The sequence below is a fragment of the Cytobacillus depressus genome (genome assembly GCF_008923245.1).
Lineage (GTDB): Bacteria > Bacillota > Bacilli > Bacillales > Cytobacillaceae > Cytobacillus > Cytobacillus depressus.
Genome location: NZ_WBOS01000001.1, coordinates 869,696 through 891,791, shown reverse-complemented (window position 1 = coordinate 891,791; position 22,096 = coordinate 869,696). Strand labels below are relative to the sequence as shown.

The 22,096-nt window shown below is 38.8% G+C and carries 18 protein-coding genes, 1 pseudogene and 1 riboswitch; of the genes and pseudogenes, 18 read left to right on the top strand and 1 reads right to left on the bottom strand.

Going from position 1 to position 22,096, the window contains the following annotated elements; genetic code table 11:
* The first annotated feature begins 41 nt into the window (after positions 1 to 41).
* The 10 genes and pseudogenes from F7731_RS04285 (at position 42) to F7731_RS04240 (ending at position 13,167) form a co-directional block, all read left to right on the top strand.
* Positions 42 to 2,396: an endonuclease MutS2 gene (locus F7731_RS04285; protein WP_151533515.1), complete on the top strand. Its 2,355-nt coding sequence runs from the start codon at positions 42 to 44 to the stop codon at positions 2,394 to 2,396.
* A gap of 365 nt (positions 2,397 to 2,761) precedes the next feature.
* A complete protein-coding gene (locus F7731_RS04280; protein WP_151533514.1) occupies positions 2,762 to 3,184 on the top strand; it encodes a DUF350 domain-containing protein in 423 nt (140 codons plus the stop codon).
* A gap of 438 nt (positions 3,185 to 3,622) precedes the next feature.
* Positions 3,623 to 5,323: pseudogene (locus F7731_RS04275) on the top strand (AMP-binding protein).
* Between the two features lie 207 nt (positions 5,324 to 5,530).
* Positions 5,531 to 6,118 carry a fatty acid metabolism transcriptional regulator FadR gene (gene fadR, locus F7731_RS04270; protein WP_151533513.1) on the top strand — a complete coding sequence of 196 codons (588 nt, stop codon included), beginning with the start codon at positions 5,531 to 5,533 and terminating at the stop codon, positions 6,116 to 6,118.
* A 193-nt stretch (positions 6,119 to 6,311) separates the two neighbouring features.
* Positions 6,312 to 7,085, top strand: a complete 774-nt coding sequence (locus tag F7731_RS04265) for an enoyl-CoA hydratase (RefSeq protein WP_151533512.1) — start codon at positions 6,312 to 6,314, stop codon at positions 7,083 to 7,085.
* 156 nt (positions 7,086 to 7,241) lie between these two features.
* Positions 7,242 to 8,015 carry an electron transfer flavoprotein subunit beta/FixA family protein gene (locus F7731_RS04260; protein ID WP_151533511.1) on the top strand — a complete coding sequence of 258 codons (774 nt, stop codon included), beginning with the start codon at positions 7,242 to 7,244 and terminating at the stop codon, positions 8,013 to 8,015.
* A 39-nt stretch (positions 8,016 to 8,054) separates the two neighbouring features.
* Entirely contained in the window at positions 8,055 to 9,032 is a 978-nt protein-coding gene (locus F7731_RS04255) for an electron transfer flavoprotein subunit alpha/FixB family protein (protein WP_151533510.1), read from the top strand.
* A gap of 191 nt (positions 9,033 to 9,223) precedes the next feature.
* Positions 9,224 to 9,538 (top strand): thioredoxin, encoded by a 315-nt coding sequence (gene trxA, locus F7731_RS04250; protein ID WP_151533509.1) that lies wholly within the window; start codon positions 9,224 to 9,226, stop codon positions 9,536 to 9,538.
* Positions 9,539 to 9,607: 69 nt separating this feature from the next.
* On the top strand, positions 9,608 to 11,380 hold the full coding sequence (gene uvrC / locus F7731_RS04245; protein WP_151533508.1) for an excinuclease ABC subunit UvrC: 1,773 nt from the start codon (positions 9,608 to 9,610) through the stop codon (positions 11,378 to 11,380).
* Positions 11,381 to 11,589: 209 nt separating this feature from the next.
* Positions 11,590 to 11,770: riboswitch (Lysine riboswitch) on the top strand.
* A gap of 167 nt (positions 11,771 to 11,937) precedes the next feature.
* Positions 11,938 to 13,167, top strand: a complete 1,230-nt coding sequence (locus F7731_RS04240) for an aspartate kinase (RefSeq protein WP_151533507.1) — start codon at positions 11,938 to 11,940, stop codon at positions 13,165 to 13,167.
* A 47-nt stretch (positions 13,168 to 13,214) separates the two neighbouring features.
* Here F7731_RS04240 and F7731_RS04235 read toward each other — a convergent pair whose 3' ends face one another.
* Positions 13,215 to 13,670, bottom strand: a complete 456-nt coding sequence (locus tag F7731_RS04235; RefSeq protein WP_151533506.1) for a YslB family protein — start codon at positions 13,668 to 13,670, stop codon at positions 13,215 to 13,217.
* A gap of 389 nt (positions 13,671 to 14,059) precedes the next feature.
* On the opposite strand from F7731_RS04235, the gene F7731_RS04230 reads away from it, so the two are divergent.
* The 8 genes from F7731_RS04230 (at position 14,060) to recQ (ending at position 21,947) form a co-directional block, all read left to right on the top strand.
* Complete coding sequence (locus F7731_RS04230) at positions 14,060 to 14,668, top strand: succinate dehydrogenase cytochrome b558 subunit (protein ID WP_151533505.1); 609 nt, start codon at positions 14,060 to 14,062, stop codon at positions 14,666 to 14,668.
* A gap of 57 nt (positions 14,669 to 14,725) precedes the next feature.
* On the top strand, positions 14,726 to 16,477 hold the full coding sequence (gene sdhA / locus F7731_RS04225; protein ID WP_151533504.1) for a succinate dehydrogenase flavoprotein subunit: 1,752 nt from the start codon (positions 14,726 to 14,728) through the stop codon (positions 16,475 to 16,477).
* 14 nt (positions 16,478 to 16,491) lie between these two features.
* A complete protein-coding gene (sdhB, locus tag F7731_RS04220) occupies positions 16,492 to 17,253 on the top strand; it encodes a succinate dehydrogenase iron-sulfur subunit (RefSeq protein ID WP_151533503.1) in 762 nt (253 codons plus the stop codon).
* 154 nt (positions 17,254 to 17,407) lie between these two features.
* On the top strand, positions 17,408 to 17,872 hold the full coding sequence (locus F7731_RS04215) for an acyl-CoA thioesterase (protein ID WP_151533502.1): 465 nt from the start codon (positions 17,408 to 17,410) through the stop codon (positions 17,870 to 17,872).
* 139 nt (positions 17,873 to 18,011) lie between these two features.
* Positions 18,012 to 18,236 carry a helix-turn-helix domain-containing protein gene (locus F7731_RS04210; protein ID WP_151533501.1) on the top strand — a complete coding sequence of 75 codons (225 nt, stop codon included), beginning with the start codon at positions 18,012 to 18,014 and terminating at the stop codon, positions 18,234 to 18,236.
* 172 nt (positions 18,237 to 18,408) lie between these two features.
* Complete coding sequence (locus F7731_RS04205) at positions 18,409 to 18,867, top strand: MarR family winged helix-turn-helix transcriptional regulator (RefSeq protein WP_151533500.1); 459 nt, start codon at positions 18,409 to 18,411, stop codon at positions 18,865 to 18,867.
* 9 nt (positions 18,868 to 18,876) lie between these two features.
* Positions 18,877 to 19,671 carry a glutamate racemase gene (gene racE / locus F7731_RS04200; protein WP_151533499.1) on the top strand — a complete coding sequence of 265 codons (795 nt, stop codon included), beginning with the start codon at positions 18,877 to 18,879 and terminating at the stop codon, positions 19,669 to 19,671.
* Between the two features lie 134 nt (positions 19,672 to 19,805).
* The gene (gene recQ, locus F7731_RS04195) at positions 19,806 to 21,947 is read left to right on the top strand and encodes a DNA helicase RecQ (protein WP_212031142.1); all 2,142 of its coding nucleotides are present in this window, start codon (positions 19,806 to 19,808) and stop codon (positions 21,945 to 21,947) included.
* Positions 21,948 to 22,096: the final 149 nt, after the last annotated feature.

Genomic DNA, 22,096 nt, shown 5'->3' with positions numbered 1-22,096 from the left:
TCGGCAGCTCTATGGATTTTCAAATAGGAGGTTACATCCTCATGCAGGAAAGAATTTTTAAAGTGCTTGAGTTTAATAAAGTAAAGGAACAATTGCTCGAGCATGTATCATCTGCTTTAGGGAGAAGAAAAGCAGAACAATTAATGCCATCCGTTGATTTTGAAGAAGTAGTACGGTGGCAGGAGGAAACTGATGAAGCGGTAAAGGTGCTGCGAATTAAAGGCAATGTCCCGCTAGGGGGGATTTATAATATCCGTCCGCATGTGAAAAGGTCAATCATTGGAGGAATGTTAAGTCCTCAGGAGCTGACCCAAGTAGCGAGTACTGTGCACGCAAGCAGACAAATCAAAAGATTTATCGATGATTTTGATATTGAAAACGAGGATCTATCGATATTAAAAACTTATACAGACCAAATCATCGTTTTAGCTGATTTGGAAACAACGATTAATAATGCAATCGATGACAATGGTGAGGTTTTAGATAGTGCTAGTGAAACGCTCAAATCCTTGCGAAATCAATTGCGTACGAAAGAAAATAGAGTCAGGGAAAAACTCGAAAGCATGATTCGTTCTTCAAATGCCCAGAAAATGCTTTCAGATGCAATTATTACAATCCGCAATGATCGCTTTGTTATCCCTGTCAAACAGGAATATAAAAGCCATTATGGTGGTATTATTCACGATCAGAGCTCTTCTGGCCAAACCTTATTTATTGAGCCACAAGCGATTGTTCAGCTTAATAATGAGCTTCAAGGTATACGTGTGAAAGAGCAGCAGGAAATTGAAAGAATTTTAATAGAGCTGTCAAGCAAAGTTGCAGAGTTTAGTACTGAGTTAGAAACAATAGTTGATGTACTTGCCGAATTGGATTTTATGTTTGCTAAAGCCCGTTATAGCAAACGGATTAAAGCATCGAAGCCTAAGGTGAATAATGAAGGAAGGATTGCTCTCTTTAAAGCCCGCCATCCTCTCATCCCAGAAGATGTCGTTGTCGCTAATGATATTTCGTTAGGGAAGGATTTTTCAACGATTGTTATTACAGGGCCTAATACCGGAGGGAAGACTGTAACGATAAAAACAGTTGGTTTATGTACATTAATGGCTCAGTCGGGTCTGCAAGTGCCAGCCTTAGACGGCTCGGAAGTTGCTGTGTTTGATGCCGTCTATGCTGATATTGGCGATGAGCAATCGATCGAGCAAAGTCTTAGTACTTTCTCTTCTCATATGGTGAATATTGTTGACATCCTTAATAAAGTAGACTTCAACAGTCTTGTCCTTTTTGATGAGTTAGGTGCAGGGACGGATCCACAAGAAGGAGCTGCTCTTGCTATATCTATTTTAGACACCGTTTATAAACGCGGGGCTAGAGTTATTGCTACCACACATTATCCTGAATTAAAAGCATATGGCTATAATCGAGAAGGAGTCATCAATGCAAGTGTAGAATTTGATATTGACACCCTTAGTCCGACATATAAACTGCTTATTGGTGTTCCTGGACGAAGCAATGCATTTGAAATTTCTAAAAGGCTTGGCCTAAACGAAGAAGTCATTAACACTGCCCGCACCTATATTAGCGCAGACAGTAATCAAGTAGAGAATATGATTGCTCAACTTGAGGAGAGCAGAAGACAAGCTGAAGCCGAGCGTGAAGAAGCGAATGACTTATTGCGCAGTGCTGAAAAGCTTCATAAAGATTTGCAAAAGCAAATGGTTGAATTTTATGAGCAAAAAGATGCTATGCATGAAAAAGCAGCGGAAAAAGCAGAAGCAATCATCGACCAAGCGAAGGCCGAAGCGGAAAAGGTAATCCGTGATTTAAGAAAAATGCGGATAGAAAAGTCGGCAGAAATAAAAGAGCATGAATTAATAGAAGCGAAGAAGCGTTTAGAAGAAGCGACTCCTAAAATTAAAAAGACGAAGAAGCCTGCTTCAAGTAAAGCTGCACATGTATTAAAGCCAGGGGATGAAGTAAAGGTTTTAAGCTTTGGCCAAAAAGGAATTTTACTTGATAAATCATCAGATAAAGAATGGCAAGTTCAAATTGGAATTTTGAAAATGAAGGTGCATGTGAAAGATCTAGAGTTTATCAATAGTCCGAAGCCTATAGAAACAAAGCCAGTTGCTACTGTTAAAGGTAAAGACTTTCATGTTAGCCTTGAACTGGATTTACGAGGAGAAAGGTACGAAAACGCTCTGCATCGCGTCGAGAAGTATATTGATGATGCACTGCTTGCCGCCTATCCGCGCGTCTCAATCATTCATGGGAAAGGAACGGGTGCTTTAAGGCAAGGGGTGCAGGAATATTTAAAAAACCACCGTGCCGTAAAGAAAATCAGATTCGGTGAGGCTGGGGAAGGTGGAACTGGTGTAACAGTTGTTGAATTTAAATAACAGAGAATGTTCAAAAAGTCCGGGAAAAATAGCTGTCGAATTTCTGCTAATCTAGTTCCAGTGCCTAGCCCCTCGAGGTCATAAGCCATCTTACTGCGTGGCTAAAGATCAAGCCACTCCGTAAGCCGTCTTATGCTTGTCGTGGCTGACCAAGGCACTTCCACCTTTTGAAGTCAGCTTGCTTCTCCGCTCCTCACGTATTAAAAGCATATCCTCGAAAAAGAAGGACGCTTTTTCTTCGTGCGAGGAGAATGCTCCGAAGCGACCAGCTAGCGTTCCGGTGCTCGAAGGCTGCGCTTCCTTGAACTTCTCGGCTCTTTTTGTCCTCCTTTTTGAACACAAAATAACAGATAGGGAGAGAAGAAATGAACCAATTTTGGGAAAATGAATTTGTACAAACAGCTGGGTATTACAGTGTTGTCATTCTTTGTATGATTGTATTTTTAGCTATTTTCGAATTGGTTACGAAATATCGAAACTGGGAAGAAATCAAAAATGGGAATGTTGCAGTTGCGATGGCAACTGGGGGAAAGATATTTGGAATTGCCAATATTTTTAGACATTCCATTTTGCATAATGATACATTATTGACAATGATCAGCTGGGGAGTTTTTGGCTTCTTTCTACTGTTAACTGGTTATTTTATCTTCGAATTCCTTACACCGAAATTTAAGATTGATGAAGAAATTGAAAATAATAATATAGCGGTCGGTTTTATATCAATGGTTATTTCCATTGGATTATCGTACATTATTGGGGCAGGTTTATCGCAGATTAACGGGCTGTAAGACTCCCACTTCAAGATCCAAGTGGAGATCCAACAGTCCGTAAAGGCCCGATTAGTTCAACTAACATATAGTGGGGAAAAAGCCCCCCACTATATGAAGTTTCACTGTATCTTAAGGAGAGGGAAATAAGTGGATAAATTAGCAAAAGTACTATTTGTTCTTTGTGGACTGTTTATTTTGATCGGTGCCATCTATCTTTTATTTTTTGCCTAATATTTTATTAATATAGCCAAAATCGTCATTTCTTAGAAATGGCGATTTTATTTTTTGTTAGAAGTTTGTTAAAAAGTAAATCTGATATTTAGACAGGCCAATAAAAAATTCTTATCTGCCCATTCGCCTATTCTAATTGTCACAGAAACTTCACTATATTATAATAAGAATGAACAGTTTTAATGTTCCGATAATTATATGTCCTAATTAGGGAGGGAATAGGTTGTGACTCACAAGCCATGGCTTCGAACTTATCCGGAAGAAATCCCCTCATCATTGACATATGCAAACCAGCCGGTACAAGATTATTTAAAAAAAGCTGCTGAAGATTACCCTGAGAAAATAGCCATTCATTTTATGGGGAAGGAGTTTACTTACCGGACAATTTATGAGTCCGCAATAAAGCTTGCAGCCTATCTGCAGGAACTCGGCATCGAAAAAGGTGACAGAGTCGCCATTATGCTGCCCAATATTCCGCAGGCAGTCATTAGCTACTTCGGGATTTTAATGGCTGGTGGTATTGTAGTTCAAACAAATCCATTATATATGGAGAGAGAACTAGAATACCAAATGAAGGATTAAGGAGCTAGAGCAATCATTACATTGGATATTCTCTATCCAAGGGTAATGAAGGTAAAACCGCAGACAAATTTGCAACATGTAATTGTAACCGCTATCAAGGAATTCCTTCCATTTCCGAAAAATTTAATCTATCCCTATATTCAGAAGAAGCAATACGGTATGGTTGTCCATGTTAAGCATGAAGGCAGCAGCCATTTATTTAGTGAAATTTTAAAACAGCAAGCTATAAACCTTAAGGCATATGAGTTTGATTTTGAAGAAGATTTAGCATTATTACAATACACAGGTGGTACGACAGGCTTTCCGAAAGGAGTCATGCTGACACATCGGAATCTCGTAGCAAATGCGTCAATGTGTAAAGCATGGCTATATAAATGCAAGTCTGGAGAAGAAATAGTTCTTGGATTATTGCCATTTTTCCATGTGTACGGGATGACAACAGTGTTAATATTGTCTGTCATGGATGCACACAAAATGATATTGCTTCCTAAGTTTGAAGTGAAGACAACATTAAAGACGATCGAAAAACAAAGACCAACATTATTCCCTGGGGCACCAACGATTTACATTGGTCTATTAAACCATCCCGATTTGGAAAAATATGACTTATCTTCAATTGATTCATGTATTAGCGGCTCAGCAGCTTTACCAGTGGAAGTTCAGCAGAAGTTTGAGGAGGTTACCGGCGGGAAGCTTGTAGAAGGGTATGGATTAACAGAGTCATCTCCCGTCACTCACGCTAACTTTCTTTGGGATCGGCCACGTGTAAAAGGGAGTATTGGTGTACCATGGCCAGATACAGACGCTGCGATTTTTTCGTTAGAAACAGGAGAGCAGCTTCCACCAGGCGAAGTTGGTGAAATTGCCGTAAAAGGCCCGCAAGTGATGAAGGGGTATTGGAATCGCCCTGAGGATACGGCGGAATCCCTTAAAGATGGGTGGCTTCTAACAGGCGATCTTGGCTATATGGATGAACAAGGCTACTTCTACGTAGTAGATCGAAAGAAAGATATGATCATCGCAGGTGGGTATAATATTTTTCCGCGTGAGATTGAAGAAGTGCTCTATGAACACCCAGCTGTTCAGGAAGTTGTAGCAGCAGGTATTCCTGACCCTTATCGCGGGGAAACGGTGAAAGCGTATGTTGTGTTAAAGAAAGGAGCAAATACGAGCAAAGAGGAACTAAATGAGTTTACGAGAAAGTATCTTGCTGCCTACAAAGTCCCAAGACTTTATGAATTTAGAGAAGACCTTCCGAAAACAGCGGTCGGAAAAATTTTAAGAAGGACATTGATCGACGAAGAAAAGCAAAAGTTAAATGATCATCAGGAAAAGGAGGCTTAGTTTAGAGACCGAGCTATTTTTCGGCTCTATATTTTTTGAAATTTTGGGTTTGTCCAAGTGATAAATCAATCGATTTAAAGAAAAGTGTCAGGCCGTTTCTTGACAGAACGGAGTGGTAGCTCTATCATTAAAATATGAATGATGGTTCATTCACTATTAGAATGTGATTTTTATAAAAATTTTCCTTTCTTGAAAGGGGAACAAAAAGTGAAGAAAAATAAGCCAAAATACCGGCAAATTATCGATGCGGCCGTCATAGCAATTGCGGAAAATGGCTATCATCAAGCACAAGTATCCAAAATTGCCAAACAGGCGGGCGTCGCTGATGGTACTATTTATTTATATTTTAAAAATAAAGAAGATATTCTAATCTCCCTCTTTCAAGATAAAATGGGATACTTTGTTGAAAAATTCGAAGAAAAAATAGCAGGAAAAGAAACAGCTGCGGAGAAGTTATTAGTATTGGTTGAAACGCATTTTAATATGCTTTCAGAGGATAGACATCTTGCGATCGTAACACAGCTTGAGCTAAGACAATCAAATAAAGAGCTTAGGCATAAAATCAATGAAGGGCTAAAAGGGGTCCTTTCTTTAGTCGAAAAAATTTTAATCGAGGGAAGAGAAGCGGGGGAGTTTTCTCCTGATCTAGATACTCGGTTAGCCCGGCAAATGATTTTTGGAACGATGGATGAGACAGTTACCACATGGGTAATGAATGATCAGAAGTATGATCTCCCTTCCTTAGCAGGTCCTATCCACAAAATGCTTCTTCATGGCTGTGCTACAAGGAAGTAGCCATTACTCGTATAGTGTGTGTTCAAAAAGGAGGACAAAAAGAGCCGAGAAGTTCAAGGAAGCGAAGTCTTCGAGCACCGGAACGTATGCTTTTAATACGTGAGGAGCGGAGAAGCAAGCTGACGCAGAAATTCGACAGCTATTTTTCCCGGACTTTTTGAACAACCTCGTATAGCAGAAAAGGGGATGGAATATGGAATTATTAAAATGGTCGAATCAAGACATGGTTGCTACAATTACGATTGAACGTCCGCCAGCAAATGCTCTTTCTTCAAGTTTATTAAAAGAGCTCTCTGCTGTTTTAGATGAAATTGAGGCAAATGACGAAATAAGAGTTGTTCTCCTGCATGGAGAAGGCCGTTTCTTTTCCGCGGGTGCCGATATTAAAGAATTCACAACGATAGAAACTGGAGAAGATTTCTCTAAGCTTTCTATATATGGACAAGTTTTATTTGAACGTATGGAAACATTCTCAAAACCGATTATTGCAGCTATTCATGGCGCCGCACTTGGTGGTGGGCTGGAACTCGCTATGGGGTGCCATTTTAGATTAGTTGCTGAAAATGCGAAGCTTGGATTACCAGAGCTACAGCTTGGATTAATCCCTGGATTTGCGGGAACACAGCGTTTGCCGCGATTGGTAGGTACAGCAAAGGCGGCTGAAATGTTATTTACAAGTGATCCGGTTACTGGATTAGAAGCCGTTCAACTCGGACTTGCTAATCATGCTTATCCGGAAAGCGAACTATTAGAAAACGCTTATAAGATGGCGAAAAAAATTGCAAAGAAAAGCCCAATTTCTCTTAAGGCAACGATTGATTTATTGAATTATTCGAAGTCTGAGAAGTACTATGAAGGTGTTAAAAAGGAAGCAGAGCTTTTCGGAAATGTTTTTGTCTCAGAAGATGGAAAAGAAGGAATTTCTGCATTTATAGAAAAGAGAGAGCCAAAGTTCAGAGGGAAGTAAAAAAGGTATTATTTTTTTAGATAACAATTTTTCTACTAATCTATTATAATAAACTTGTACGAGTACTAGCCCCGTACGTCAAAAATTATCTTAATTTTTCGAAGTAATGAAATGTTTCTAATTAACACGTACGCTTTTAAAATTAGGAGGGATTTTATGAACATCTATGTTTTAATGAAAAGAACCTTTGATACGGAAGAAAAGATTACGATATCAAGCGGTCAAATAAACGAAGATGGAGCAGAATTTATTATTAACCCATACGATGAATATGCCATCGAAGAAGCGATTCAAGTTCGTGATGAACATGGTGGCGAGGTTGTTGTCGTATCTGTTGGTAATGATGAAGCGGAGAAGCAGCTGCGAACTGCCTTAGCGATGGGTGCGGATAAAGCTGTTTTAATTAATACAGAAGATGATCTTGAATATGGTGATCAGTTTACAACTGCAAAAATCCTATCCGAGTACTTAAAAGATAAAAATGCAGACCTAATCCTTGCTGGAAACGTTGCGATTGATGGCGGTTCTGGACAAGTTGGACCTCGTGTAGCAGAGCTCCTTAATATTCCATACGTGACAACTATTACAAAGCTTGAATTTGCAGGCAGAAATGTAACCGTTGTTCGTGATGTCGAAGGGGATTCTGAAGTAATTGAAACGAGCCTTCCTCTATTAGTCACAGCACAGCAGGGCTTAAACGAACCACGTTATCCGTCATTGCCAGGAATTATGAAAGCAAAGAAAAAACCGCTTGACGAGCTTGAGCTTGACGATCTTGATCTTGAAGAGGACGATGTGGAGGCCAAAACAAAAACAATTGAAATTTACCTTCCACCTAAAAAAGAAGCAGGTAAAATCCTTGAAGGCGAGCTAGCTGATCAAGTAAAGGAACTTGTACAACTTCTTCATACTGAAGCAAAAGTAGTCTGATCTTAAGATTCAAGAATATGAACGATGGAGGAAAGCATAATGGCTAGAAAAGTATTAGTATTAGGTGAAGTCCGTGATGGATCATTGCGTAATGTGTCCTTTGAAGCAGTAGCTGCAGCGAAAACAGCTGCGGAAGGCGGAGAAGTTGTCGGTGTTTTAATTGGTGATTCTGTAAGCGCTTTAGGTAGCGAATTCATCCATTATGGTGCAGACCGTGTCATCACTGTTGAAGATGAAAAACTTAAGCAATATACGCCAGATGGCTATTCACAAGCAGTCATGGCTGTAATTAATGAAGAAAAGCCAGAGGGACTAATCATTGGACATACTTCTTTAGGAAAAGACGTTGCTCCAAAACTTGCAGCTAAACTAGAATCAGGATTAATTTCTGATGTTACAGCATTAGAAGCAGCTGGAGGCAATTTAGTATTTACACGTCCGATTTATTCGGGGAAGGCGTTCGAAAAGAAAATTGTGACTGACGGGTTAATCTTTGCGACGATCCGTCCGAATAATATTAGTCCACTTCAAAAGGATGAGGCTAAAACTGGTGACGTATCATCCCTTTCTGTTGAAATTAAAGATCTCCGCACGATCATTAAAGAGGTTGTCCGTAAGGCAAGCGAAGGTGTTGATCTGTCAGAAGCGAAAGTTGTTATTGCTGGTGGCCGTGGAGTGAAGAGTGAAGAAGGGTTTGGCCCATTGAAAGAGCTTGCGAAAGTTCTTAACGGTGCTGTTGGTGCTTCCCGTGGGGCCTGTGATGCTGATTATTGCGATTACTCATTGCAAATTGGCCAAACAGGAAAGGTTGTCACGCCTGATTTGTATATTGCATGCGGTATTTCGGGTGCCATTCAGCATTTGGCAGGTATGTCAAACTCCAAAGTGATAGTAGCTATTAATAAAGATCCAGAGGCAAATATTTTTAAAGTTGCAGATTATGGAATTGTCGGGGACTTATTTGAAGTAGTTCCAATGCTGACAGAAGAGTTTAAGAAGCTTCTTATTAATGCATAAAATGACCTAATTATGAGCGGCCGCTAGCCGCTCATTTTGCAATTCTTACCTTCTTTTACGCTGATATCTTCATGAATACGGATTGTAAATTAAGGGGAAATTACGAGCGAAGCAAATAGTTAGCGCGAGAGAATAAACAATGCTATACTGTCGTTATATTATTTAATAATGTGAAATAGGAGGCTTTTAATATGGCTATTACTAACGCTACAGATCAATCTTTTACTTCTGATGTTGAATCAGGAGTTGTACTTGTAGATTTTTGGGCACCATGGTGCGGACCTTGCAAAATGATCGCTCCAGTTCTTGAAGACCTTGACACTGAAATCGGCGATAAAGTAAAAATTGTCAAAGTTGATGTTGACGAGAATCAAGAAACTGCAGGAAAATACGGTGTAATGAGTATCCCAACTTTATTCGTTTTTAAAGATGGTGAAGTTGTAGATAAAGTAGTAGGCTTCCAACCGAAAGAAGCACTTGCAGAACTTCTAAATAAACATGCATAATTAAATTATATCCATAAGGGGTCTGACTCAAAGTCTGGCCCCTTACGCATTTCTATGGGAAGTGAGACCATGAATGAAATCATTAAAAATAAATTAATGTTATTGCCTGATCAGCCTGGCTGTTATTTAATGAAGGACCGTCAAGGGACCATTATTTATGTTGGCAAAGCGAAAGTTATAAAAAATCGCGTCAGGTCTTATTTTACCGGCTCCCATGATGGGAAGACGCAAAGATTAGTGAATGAAATTGAAGACTTTGAATATATAGTGACATCCTCAAATATGGAAGCTTTAGTCCTAGAAATGAACTTAATCAAAAAGCATGATCCGAAATATAATGTCATGCTTAAGGATGATAAAAGCTATCCATTTATTAAATTGACTGCAGAGAGACATCCTCGCCTGATTACCACTCGAAAGGTTAAAAAGGATAAAGGGAAATATTTCGGTCCTTATCCGAACGTCCATGCTGCAAATGAGACAAAAAAACTGCTTGACCGAATTTATCCATTAAGAAAATGTACGACACTGCCGGATCGGGTATGTCTTTATTATCATTTAGGTCAATGTCTGGCCCCTTGTATAAAAGAAGTAAGCGATACCGAATATAAAAAAATGATTGATGAGATCGTCCGATTTTTAAATGGCGGCTATAAAGAAATAAAAAAGGAATTAACAGAAAAAATGACTGCTGCCGCTGAGGAGCTAGATTTTGAAAAAGCGAAAGAGTTCCGTGACAGAATTACTCATATTGAAGCAACGATGGAAAAACAGAAAATGACGACAATGGACTTTACGGATCGGGATGTTTTCGGCTTTGCTGTCGATAAAGGCTGGATGTGTGTGCAAGTTTTCTTTATCAGACAAGGGAAATTAATTGAGCGGGATGTTTCGATGTTCCCCATTTATAACGAGCCGGAAGAAGAAATGCTTACATTTCTTGGGCAATTCTATTTAAAAGCTAATCATTTTAAGCCAAAGGAAATATTACTTCCAGATTCTATTCAGGAGGACATGGCTGAAGAGCTGCTGAATGTGAAAGCAATTAAGCCACAGCGTGGACAGAAAAAAGACTTAGTTCAGTTAGCATGTAAAAATGCCAAAATTGCCCTTCATGAAAAGTTTTCTCTCATTGAGAAGGATGAGGAGAGGACGATTAAAGCGGTTGAAAACTTAGGGAATCAGCTTGGAATTTATACCCCTCATCGGATTGAGGCTTTCGATAATTCCAACATCCAAGGAACGGATCCGGTATCTGCCTTGGTTGTTTTTATTGACGGCAAGCCAGAAAAAAGAGAATATCGTAAATACAAAATTAAATCAGTGCAAGGACCAGATGATTATGAGTCGATGCGTGAGGTTGTACGGAGGCGTTATACAAGAGTATTGAAGGAAAACTTACCCTTACCGGATTTAATCATCATTGACGGGGGAAAAGGACATGTCGAAACAGTAAGGGATGTTCTGGAAAACGAACTTGGACTTGATATTCCGATTTCAGGACTTGTGAAGGATGAGAAGCATCGAACTTCCCAGCTACTGTATGGAGATCCATTGGAAGTCATTCCTCTTGGCAGAAGCAGTCAGGAGTTTTATTTATTGCAAAGAATCCAAGACGAAGTTCACCGCTTCGCGATTACATTCCATCGTCAGCTTAGAGGGAAAAATGCATTTCAATCTGTGCTGGATGACATTCCGGGAATTGGTGAGAAGCGCAAGAAGCAACTACTAAAATCATTCGGCTCCATTAAAAAAATGAAAGAGGCAACGATTGAAGAATATAAAAAAATTGGGATTCCGGCTAATATAGCTGAAGAATTAAAAAGAAAATTAACGGAATAGTATTGTTAGAAAAAATTGAACATGCTATAATAACTGACAATTAAAGATCACATTAAAGCAGTTTTAGAAATGTCTAGCTCCAGCGCCTACCCCCTCGAGGTCATAAGTCGTTCCGCCCAGAAAGGTAAAGAACACCTTTCCGTGCTGACCGCCTTATGCTTGTCGGGGGTGAGCAAGGCGCTTGCGCTTTTCTTATAACCGCCTCTTAAAGTGAAGGTAGAGGTGCGAACTTCAATAGTAAAAGCTTGGAGAAGAATGAGCTTCAATGAAAAGCTTTGAAAGGGAATGTTCGCCGAAGTGAAGAAAGTCTCATCACTTTCTTTTCTGGTCTTGCATTGAACAAATGTAAGATTGTCAAGACTAAAAATGTCTTGGAGAGCTATCTCACTGTGTAATTCGTATTTTTATACGTTTTCAACACAGCAATGGGATAGGAATCTCATTGCTTTTTTTTATGCAAAAAATCCAATCAAGGAAGCGTTTTTGGCATATTTTAAAAAGCAATGGGGAATGAAATAATCATATATCGCTTTGCATTTTTGGAAAGAGGGGAAAAAATGGGACTGGTCATTCAAAAGTTTGGTGGAACATCTGTTTCCAATGTAGAAAAAATTCAAAACGTGGCAAATCGAGTCATTGAAGAAAAGAACAAAGGCAATGATTGTATAGTCGTTGTGTCAGCAATGGGAAAATCAACAGATCAGCTTGTCGGGCTGGCGAAGGAAATTTCAACAGCTCCTAATAAAAGAGAAATGGACATGCTTTTAACAACGGGAGAACAAATTACAATTTCTCTATTAGCCATGGCTTTATCAGAAAAAGGTTATCCAGCCGTGTCCTTAACCGGCTGGCAAGCGGGAATTAAAACAGAGCCTGTACATGGAAATGCCAGAATTGTAGATATTGATACAACGAGATTAAAAAAGGAACTCAGCGAGGGCATGATTGTAATTGTTGCTGGTTTTCAAGGTATTACAGAAGATGGTGCCATATCCACGTTAGGGCGTGGAGGCTCTGATACAACAGCTGTTGCATTGGCGGTAGCTTTAAAGGCAGATAAATGCGATATTTATACAGACGTAAATGGTGTATACACAACAGATCCGCGCTTCGTAAAGGGAGCAAGAAAGCTATCATCAGTGTCATATGATGAAATGCTGGAGCTTGCCCATTTAGGTGCTGGTGTTTTACACCCACGGGCAGTAGAATTTGCAAAAAATTATAATATTCCATTAGAGGTTCGTTCGAGCAGCGAAAGGGAGTCGGGAACGATCATTAAGGAGGAAGTAAATATGGAACAAAACTTAATTGTACGCGGAATTGCATTTGAAGATGAGATCACAAGAGTAACAGTAGTTGGCTTGCCGAATTCCTTAACTGGTCTGTCTGTTATATTCTCTGAATTGGCGAATAATCATATAAATGTTGACATTATTATTCAAAATACACTTGCAGAACAATCAACAAACCTTTCCTTCTCTATTAAAAATGATGATCTTGAAGGGACAATCAAAGTCCTTGAAAATGTAAGAGAACAGTTGAAATATAGTCGTATTGAATCTGAAACGGGTTTAGCCAAAGTTTCCATTGTTGGTTCAGGTATGGTTTCGAATCCTGGTGTGGCAGCAGAGATGTTTGACGTATTGGCGGCAAACGGCATATTAGTTAAGATGGTGAGTACGTCTGAAATTAAAGTATCAACAGTCATTGAGCAAGATAAAATGTTGAAAGCTATTGAGGCACTTCATAGCGCATTTAATTTATCAGGCGCACCAATTGAATCATAAATATGAAAAAAAGGCTTTCATTTGGTAAATGAAGGCCTTTTTTATCGTTAATAATCAAGTTTATCCTTTTTATCCCACTTGACTGTATATTGAACATTTCCTCTTTTTTTATTAGGGTGTTCAAACGTTTCGCAAATGACAGATAATTGCAGTTCAATTTGCTGAGCAATAAACCCTGCTTCAAGCTGGAACGTGCAATGATTATTTTTTTTGCAGCGTTCCTTTATGATCGGGCTAGATAACTCAAGCTCTAATTCATTTTTCGTTTCTTTAATTATAGTAAGGTTTCCCCACGAAGCCTCTTGGAAAAAATCTATTATTTCGGATAAGGATTCTAAAGGATATTTACGAGCAAGCCTTTTCCCGGCCCAATACAATATTTCAGCTGTATCATCGCCTAATAAGTCATGTAGAAGTTCTTCTCGAATTAGTTCATACCCGAAAACAGAAATGGATTCGGCTTTTTGTTCTATCGGTTTTATTTCCGTTGCTGTTTCGTTCAAGCTCAGATCCCCTCTTTCTATTATTCTTCTATTATATACAATGGGGGGAGAATTAGGATACAAAGATGAAAAAAGGATAGTTCTTTTCTGTAGAAAACTCTATATTATATCAACATATAAATTGTTGGGTGGCAAAAAAGATTAAATAAGATTATTGTAACGGAATTTATAATATCAATATATTTTTAAAATTTTATTATAAGTAAGATAAGTGCAATCGTTTTCTTGACGCTCTATGTAGTTGGGAGTAAAATGGACATGTCACATAATTGTAAGAAAATGATACGCCATTTTCTTTTTGGTGTTTTGGTGGATTTTCTTCTTAATAAGAAATCAAAGATTGAAACGGACACCTTGACACCTTGTGCAAAAAAATAGGGGGGTAAATCATGGCGGGAAATCGAGAGTTTTTAAATCGCAGATTGCATTCATTACTTGGTGTTATTCCTGTAGGTTTGTTTTTAGTACAGCACCTAGTAATCAATCATTTTGCAACAGGGGGAGAGGAATCTTTTAACAAAGCAGCAGGTTTTATGGAAAAGCTGCCGTTTAGAATGTTCTTGGAAATTTTCATTATTTTCTTACCTTTAATATTTCATGCCATCTATGGGCTTTATATTGCTTTTACAGCAAAAAACAATGTAAGCAAATATGGATATTTCCGTAATTGGATGTTCTATCTTCAACGTGTATCTGGTGTGGTCACGCTAATCTTCATTGCATGGCATGTATGGGAAACACGCGTACAAGCTGCACTTGGCGCAGACGTCAACTTTCAAATGATGGAGAACATTCTGTCAAATCCATTTATGTTATGGTTCTACATTATTGGGGTAATTTCAACAATTTTCCATTTTTCTAATGGTTTATGGTCATTCTGTGTCAGCTGGGGAATTACGATTTCACCTCGTTCACAGTTAATCACAACATATGTGACAATTGTTATTTTTATTATTCTTTCAATTATAGGTATTCGTGCGATAACAGCATTTATTTAATATATAAAATTGATCGTTTTTAATTCGCTTTACAAAGTAATTAGGGAGTGAGTCACTATGGCTAAAGGTAAGGTAATCGTAGTCGGCGGTGGTCTAGCTGGCTTAATGGCAACCATTAAAGTTGCAGAATCAGGGACTCCGGTTGAATTATTTTCATTAGTTCCGGTTAAACGTTCTCACTCTGTTTGTGCCCAAGGCGGTATTAACGGAGCTGTAAATACGAAGGGTGAAGGAGATTCTCCGTGGGAGCATTTTGATGACTCGGTATATGGTGGTGACTTCCTTGCCAACCAGCCTCCTGTAAAGGCAATGACGGAAGCTGCACCTGGAATTATTCATTTATTGGATCGGATGGGTGTAATGTTTAATCGTACACCTGAGGGATTGCTGGACTTCCGCCGCTTCGGAGGAACACAGCACCATCGAACAGCATTTGCGGGAGCTACCACCGGACAGCAACTTCTTTATGCATTGGACGAGCAGGTTCGCCGTCATGAAGTTGCAGGCTTAGTTACTAAATATGAGGGCTGGGAGTTTTTAGGGGCAGTCGTTGACGATGAAGGAATATGCCGTGGTGTTGTTGCACAAAACTTAACTTCTATGGAAATAAAATCATTTACCGGCGATGCTGTAATTATGGCAACAGGCGGTCCCGGAATTATCTTTGGAAAATCGACAAATTCTGTTATCAATACAGGTTCAGCAGCTTCTATTGTTTATCAACAAGGAGCTTATTATGCAAATGGTGAGTTTATCCAAATTCACCCAACAGCAATCCCCGGAGACGATAAACTCCGTCTGATGAGTGAATCTGCACGTGGTGAAGGTGGACGTGTATGGACGTATAAAGATGGTAAGCCGTGGTATTTCTTAGAGGAGAAATATCCAGCATACGGGAACCTTGTCCCACGTGATATAGCTACACGTGAAATTTTTGATGTATGTGTCAATCAAAAATTAGGAATTAACGGGGAAAACATGGTGTATCTTGACCTCTCTCATAAAGATGCACATGAACTTGATATTAAGCTTGGCGGAATTATTGAAATCTATGAAAAGTTCATGGGGGATGATCCTCGTAAGGTTCCAATGAAAATCTTCCCTGCTGTTCACTATTCAATGGGCGGTCTTTGGGTTGACTATGATCAAATGACGAATATTCCTGGATTATTTGCAGCTGGAGAATGTGATTATTCTCAGCATGGCGCAAACCGTCTAGGTGCGAACTCATTGTTATCTGCTATTTATGGCGGAATGGTTGCGGGACCAAAAGCAATTGAGTATATAAACGGACTTGAAAAGAGTGCGGAAGATATGTCTTCTTCATTATTTGACCGTTATGTTAAACAGGAAGAAGAAAAATGGAATCAGATCATGTCATTAGATGGAACGGAAAATGCTTATATACTTCACAAAGAGCTCGGCGAATGGATGACAGACAATGTAACGGTTGTTCGTTATAATGACAAGCTATTACAAACAGACGCAAAAATTGTTGAGTTGTTAGAGCGCTACAAAAATATCAACATAAACGATACAGCTAAATGGAGTAATCAAGGTGCAATCTTTACTCGTCAATTACAAAATATGCTTCAATTAGCACGTGTTATTACAATCGGTGCATATAAGCGTAATGAAAGCCGTGGTGCACACTACAAGCCAGATTTCCCAGATCGTAATGATGAGGAATTCTTAAAAACAACCATGGCGAAATTTGTTGATGCAAATTCTGCGCCAGCATTCCATTATGAAGAAGTCGATACAGGCCTAATCGCACCACGTAAACGCGATTATACGAAAAAGAAGTAGGGGGGAAATAAAAAATGTCAGAAAATAAAACAGTCCGATTTATCATAAGCCGTCAAGATACTCCTGATTCAGCCCCTTATCAGGAGGAGTTCGAACTTGCTTATCGCCCAAATATGAACGTTATTTCCGCTTTGATGGAAATTCGTCGTAATCCTGTTAATGCAAAGGGAGAAAGCTCAACACCAATCACTTGGGATATGAACTGTTTAGAAGAAGTATGTGGTGCTTGTTCAATGGTAATCAATGGTAAGCCGCGCCAATCATGTACTGCGCTTGTTGATCAATTAGAGCAGCCTATTCGTTTGGAGCCAATGCGGACATTCCCGGTTGTAAGAGATTTACAAGTCGATCGTAGCCGAATGTTCGATTCATTGAAAAAGGTTAAAGCTTGGATTCCAATTGATGGTACGTATGATCTTGGACCAGGACCTCGTATGCCTGAGCCAAAACGCCAATGGGCATATGAATTATCTAAATGTATGACATGTGGTGTATGTTTAGAAGCATGTCCGAACGTAAACAGCAAAACTAACTTTATGGGACCAGCTGTCTTTAACCAAGTACGCTTATTTAATGCCCATCCAACTGGGGAAATGAATAAAGCAGAACGTCTAAATGCGTTTATGGATGATGGCGGAATGACAGGCTGTGGAAACTCCCAAAACTGTGTGCAATCATGTCCAAAAGGAATTCCAATTACAACTTCAATCGCAGCAGTTAACCGTGCAGCGACATTGCAATCGTTCAAAAACTTCTTCGGAAGCGACCAAGTTTAATCAGTCATACCCTTCTTCTTTTTTGGAAGAAGGGTTTTCTTTTTATCAAAAATGACATTTCAGAACCCTGGGAGTTTTCAACCAATTTTAATAGTAATATAATAGTAGTCAAACTGAATGATTATTCATTTTATTGATGAATGGAGGAAATGTCATGAGTAGAATAAGTTATATTAATGATTTTTCAGTCTGGGAAGCAGAATTTGAATTTTTTCATCCCGTCAAAGTCCGATTTTCTGAAACCGATATGTATGGGCATTTAAATAATACAGTCCCCTTTATTTATTTTGAAGTAGCGAGAATAGAGTTTTTTAAAAGCATTGGGTTCATGCAGGAATGGTTGAAGCCGCAAAATGTAACAATCCCTGTTGTCGCAGACTTGCAATGTGATTTTTTAAAGCAAGTGTTCTTTGATGAAAATATTAAAATATTTGTTAAAGCCTATTCAATCGGAAATTCCTCAGTTGACCTTCATTATATGGGAAAAAGCGATGCTGGGTCTGTCTGCTTTACAGGCAGAGGAACGATGGTGCAAATCTCAAGAAAAACTGGAGAAAGCGTCCCATGGACAGAGGAAATGAAAGTTTTGCTACAACGTGAAAATAAGCTAATGAAATAATTCTGCTTTTTTAAAATAAAACGTTCTCCTTAAAGGAAATGCTGTCACTCAAGGCCTTCAATTAACATATGATATCGTGACTAAATATATACCCATCCCGCGGTTCATAGCTGGCGAAAGGCAAGGAGGGTTACAATACTTGAAGGAGAACGAATTTAATCACAAGCCGTTACTCACCAAACGAGAAAGAGAAGTTTTCGAGCTGTTAGTACAGGATAAAACTACAAGAGAAATCGCTGGTGAATTATTTATAAGCGAAAAAACGGTTCGGAACCATATTTCAAATGCCATGCAAAAGCTTGGTGTTAAGGGGCGATCACAAGCTGTTGTAGAGCTCCTTCGAATGGGAGAGCTAGAACTTTAATTAAGACCGGCCATCCTTTATTGGATGCCGGTTTAAATTATTCTGCCACGATATGAATTAAATAACTTCTATGTGCAATTCCTCTAATTCAGCTTGAAATTTAGCTGAAAAAAGGCGAAAATAAATGCATTAGAATTAGAGGATTAGAAAAGGAATGTGGGAGTTGTATTCAATGAATATTGAGGATGTTAAAACAATCGATGAAAAAGATGTTGTAGCCATTATTGAAAAAGAGCTGCGCTACATATCAGGCATTATAAAGCAAAAGGGGCGCGAAATTTTAAGTAATTACAAAATTACTCCTCCACAATTTATTGCCTTGCAATGGCTTTTTGAAGAAGGAGATATGACAATAGGCGAATTATCAACTAAAATGTATCTTGCATTTAGCACGACGACCGATCTTGTCGACCGCATGGAAAAAAACAGTCTTGTAAAACGGGTAAAAGATCCGAATGACCGAAGAGTGGTCCGAATCCATCTTTTAGAAGAAGGCGAGAGAATTATTGACGAGTGTATTAAAAAAAGGCAATTATATTTAAAAGATGTGCTCGGTAATTTCTCGAATGAAGAAGTAGAGTTTTTTAAAAATAATTTATTAAAATTGCATCAAGATATGCGCAAAGAATGAGGGGTTTACTTGGAAAATCCGATCGGTATTATCGACTCGGGTGTCGGTGGACTTACCGTTGCAAAGGAAGTCATGAGACAGCTCCCGAAAGAAAAAATCATTTATTTAGGCGATACAGCTCGTTGTCCGTATGGTCCGAGACCTGGGGATGAAGTAAAGGCATTTACATGGGAGATTTCTAGATTTCTTTTAAGTAAGGAAATAAAAATGCTTATCATCGCCTGTAACACAGCGACTGCCGTTGCATTAGACGAAATTCGCAATCAGCTGCCAATCCCTGTCATTGGTGTGATCTCACCAGGAGCACGAGCCGCAATAAAAAAAACAAAAAACAATTCAATTGGCGTCATCGGCACGGAAGGTACAATAAAAAGCGGTGCCTATGAAAAAGCATTACAGCAAATTAATAGCCATCTTGAGATTCATAGTCTTGCCTGCCCGAAATTTGTTCCACTTGTAGAAAGTGGGGAATACGAAGGGACTTTAGCTGAGAAGGTTGTTGTTGAGACTTTGAAGCCTTTTAAAGATAAAGGTATGGATACCCTTATTTTAGGCTGTACCCATTATCCGCTGTTAGAGCCCTTAGTTAAAAAGGCAGTAAACGACCAAGTCAGCATTATTAGCTCAGGCGATGAAACCGCACGTGAAGCAAGTACGATACTTTATCACTATCGATTATTAAATGGTTCTTCAAAAGAGCCTGATCACCAATTTTTCACGACTGGCTCTGCTGATATATTTACAAGAATTGCTTCAAAGTGGCTAGACGTACCAATTAAAAATGTTAAAAAAATCGCTCTATAAAATTCCTCCTTTTCGGGAGGTTTTTTATTTTATTCCCTGGGGCACCTCCTTAGTTAGTTCTACAAATATCTACAATTCATTCCCAGTCTTCAGTTAACATGATAAAATAAAGGCAAATATAGTAGAAATAGGTGATGGAATTGTTTGAACAGGCTGAAATTTGTTTAAGGCAATATTTTGGATACTCTTCCTTTCGTTCAGGACAGAAGGAAATCATCCAACAGTTATTACAGCAAAAAAATGCGCTAGGCATCCTTCCGACTGGTGGAGGGAAATCCCTCTGTTTCCAAATACCCGCACTTATACTCCCAGGAACAGCTATTGTTATCTCTCCTTTAATTTCCCTTATGAAAGATCAAGTAGATGCATTAATAACGGCAGAGATCCCTGCCACATATATTAACAGCTCGCTTAATTCCGAGGAATATAGGGAAAGAGTAGCCGGAATTCTCGCTGGCAATTATAAATTAATATATGTTGCCCCAGAACGCTTTGAATCTGATAGCTTTATCGACTTGTTAAATTCTCTGCAAATATCAATGCTCGTATTCGATGAAGCTCATTGTATTTCCCAATGGGGACATGATTTCAGACCAAGCTACAGGTCGATTGTGACGAATTTAAGCAAGCTCAATCACCAACCAGTAATTGCTGCACTTACGGCAACCGCAACAGAGGATGTCGCTAATGATATTCGTAATCTCTTAAATATCGACGAATCCAATAGTTTTATTACTGGTTTTGTGAGAGAAAATCTTGCTTTTCATGTAGAAAAGGGTGTCAATAAAAGAGAATTTATCATTCAATGTATTAACGATCACCCAAATGAATCCGGGATTATTTTTACATCTAGCCGGAAAGAAACAGATCAGCTATATAACTATTTAAAAGGGCAGAATCACTCTGTTGCTAAATACCATGCTGGCATGAATGAAGGAGAACGTAAGGATGCGCAAAATAAATTTGTCTTCGATGAAGCGGAAATTATGATTGCGACAAATGCATTTGGGATGGGGATTGATAAATCCAATGTGCGTTTCGTTATCCACTATAACCTTCCTCGTAATATCGAGGCTTACTATCAAGAAGCGGGCCGTGCCGGAAGGGATGGAGAGGAAAGCTCCTGTTATTTATTATTTTCACCCCAAGATATTCAACTGCAAAAATTCCTAATCGAGGAATCAAACCTTGATTTTCAAAAAAGGGAGCAGGAATATAATAAATTAAAGCAAATGGTCCATTACTGCCATACCGAGAAATGCCTGCAGGCTTATATTGTCGAGTATTTTGATGCTCATTATTCTGGTGCAGCTTGTGGAAAATGTAGCAATTGCATAGATGAACGGGAACAAGTCGAAATAACTGAAGAAGCTTTAATGATTTTTTCCTGTATTAAAAGGATGGGAGAGCGCTTCGGTGTCACATTAACAGCTCAAGTGTTAAAGGGATCGCAAAATAAAAGAATTCGTGAATTTCAGTTTGACAAGCTATCTACATATGGGCTTCTGAAGCGATATAAAGAAAAAGAAATCGTCGATATGATTAATTATTTATTAGCTGAAGGGTACTTGACTTTAACAGACAGTAAATATCCAATTGTCATGCTTGCCGAAAGGGCTATTCCTGTCTTGAAGCAAAAAGATAATGTTTTTATGAAAAAGGCAGCTTTAGCGCCAATGAAAGAGGCAGAGGAAAATAGCGAATTATTTTTGGCTCTTCGCGCATTAAGAAAACAATTAGCTGACAAGGATCGAGTTCCTCCATATGCAGTGTTTGCAGATACGACCTTAAAGGAAATGAGTAGCTACTATCCGACAACTCGTGAAAGCATGTTAAGAATAAAGGGAGTTGGCCAAGTAAAGTTCGATAGATATGGTGAATATTTCATCGAGGAAATTAAGAAGTTTGCAGCCAATCACGATATTAAAATAGAGCCAGTCCCCCAATTAGAAAAGCATATTGCACAAAACGAGAACAATGATGCTCCAAGCTATTTGCTTTCGTATCAGCTTTATATGGATGGAATAGCAATTAATGAAATTGCCAAAAAGCGTAATTTCTCACCAATCACCATTCAAAATCATATTTTCCGTGCGGTAGCGGAAGGAAACGAAATTAATTGGGCTGAGATTTTCAATGAACAAACAGAAGAAGATGTTTTGGCGGCTGCTGATAAAGTTGGAGCGGAAAAATTAAAACCAATTAAAGATGAAGTTGATCCGAAAATTGACTATTTTACCATTAAAGCGGTTCTGGTGAAGAATGGTATAGTGTGAACCTCTGAATATATTTCTTTTGGCTGTGTTAAAGCAGGATGTTGATTTTTGCATTTGTTGATTGGAGCGGAAGGCGCGAGATCCTCAAAATGCATACGCATTTTTGGTGTTATTTCACGGATGTTTATTCAATGTCCTGCGGGAAAAGC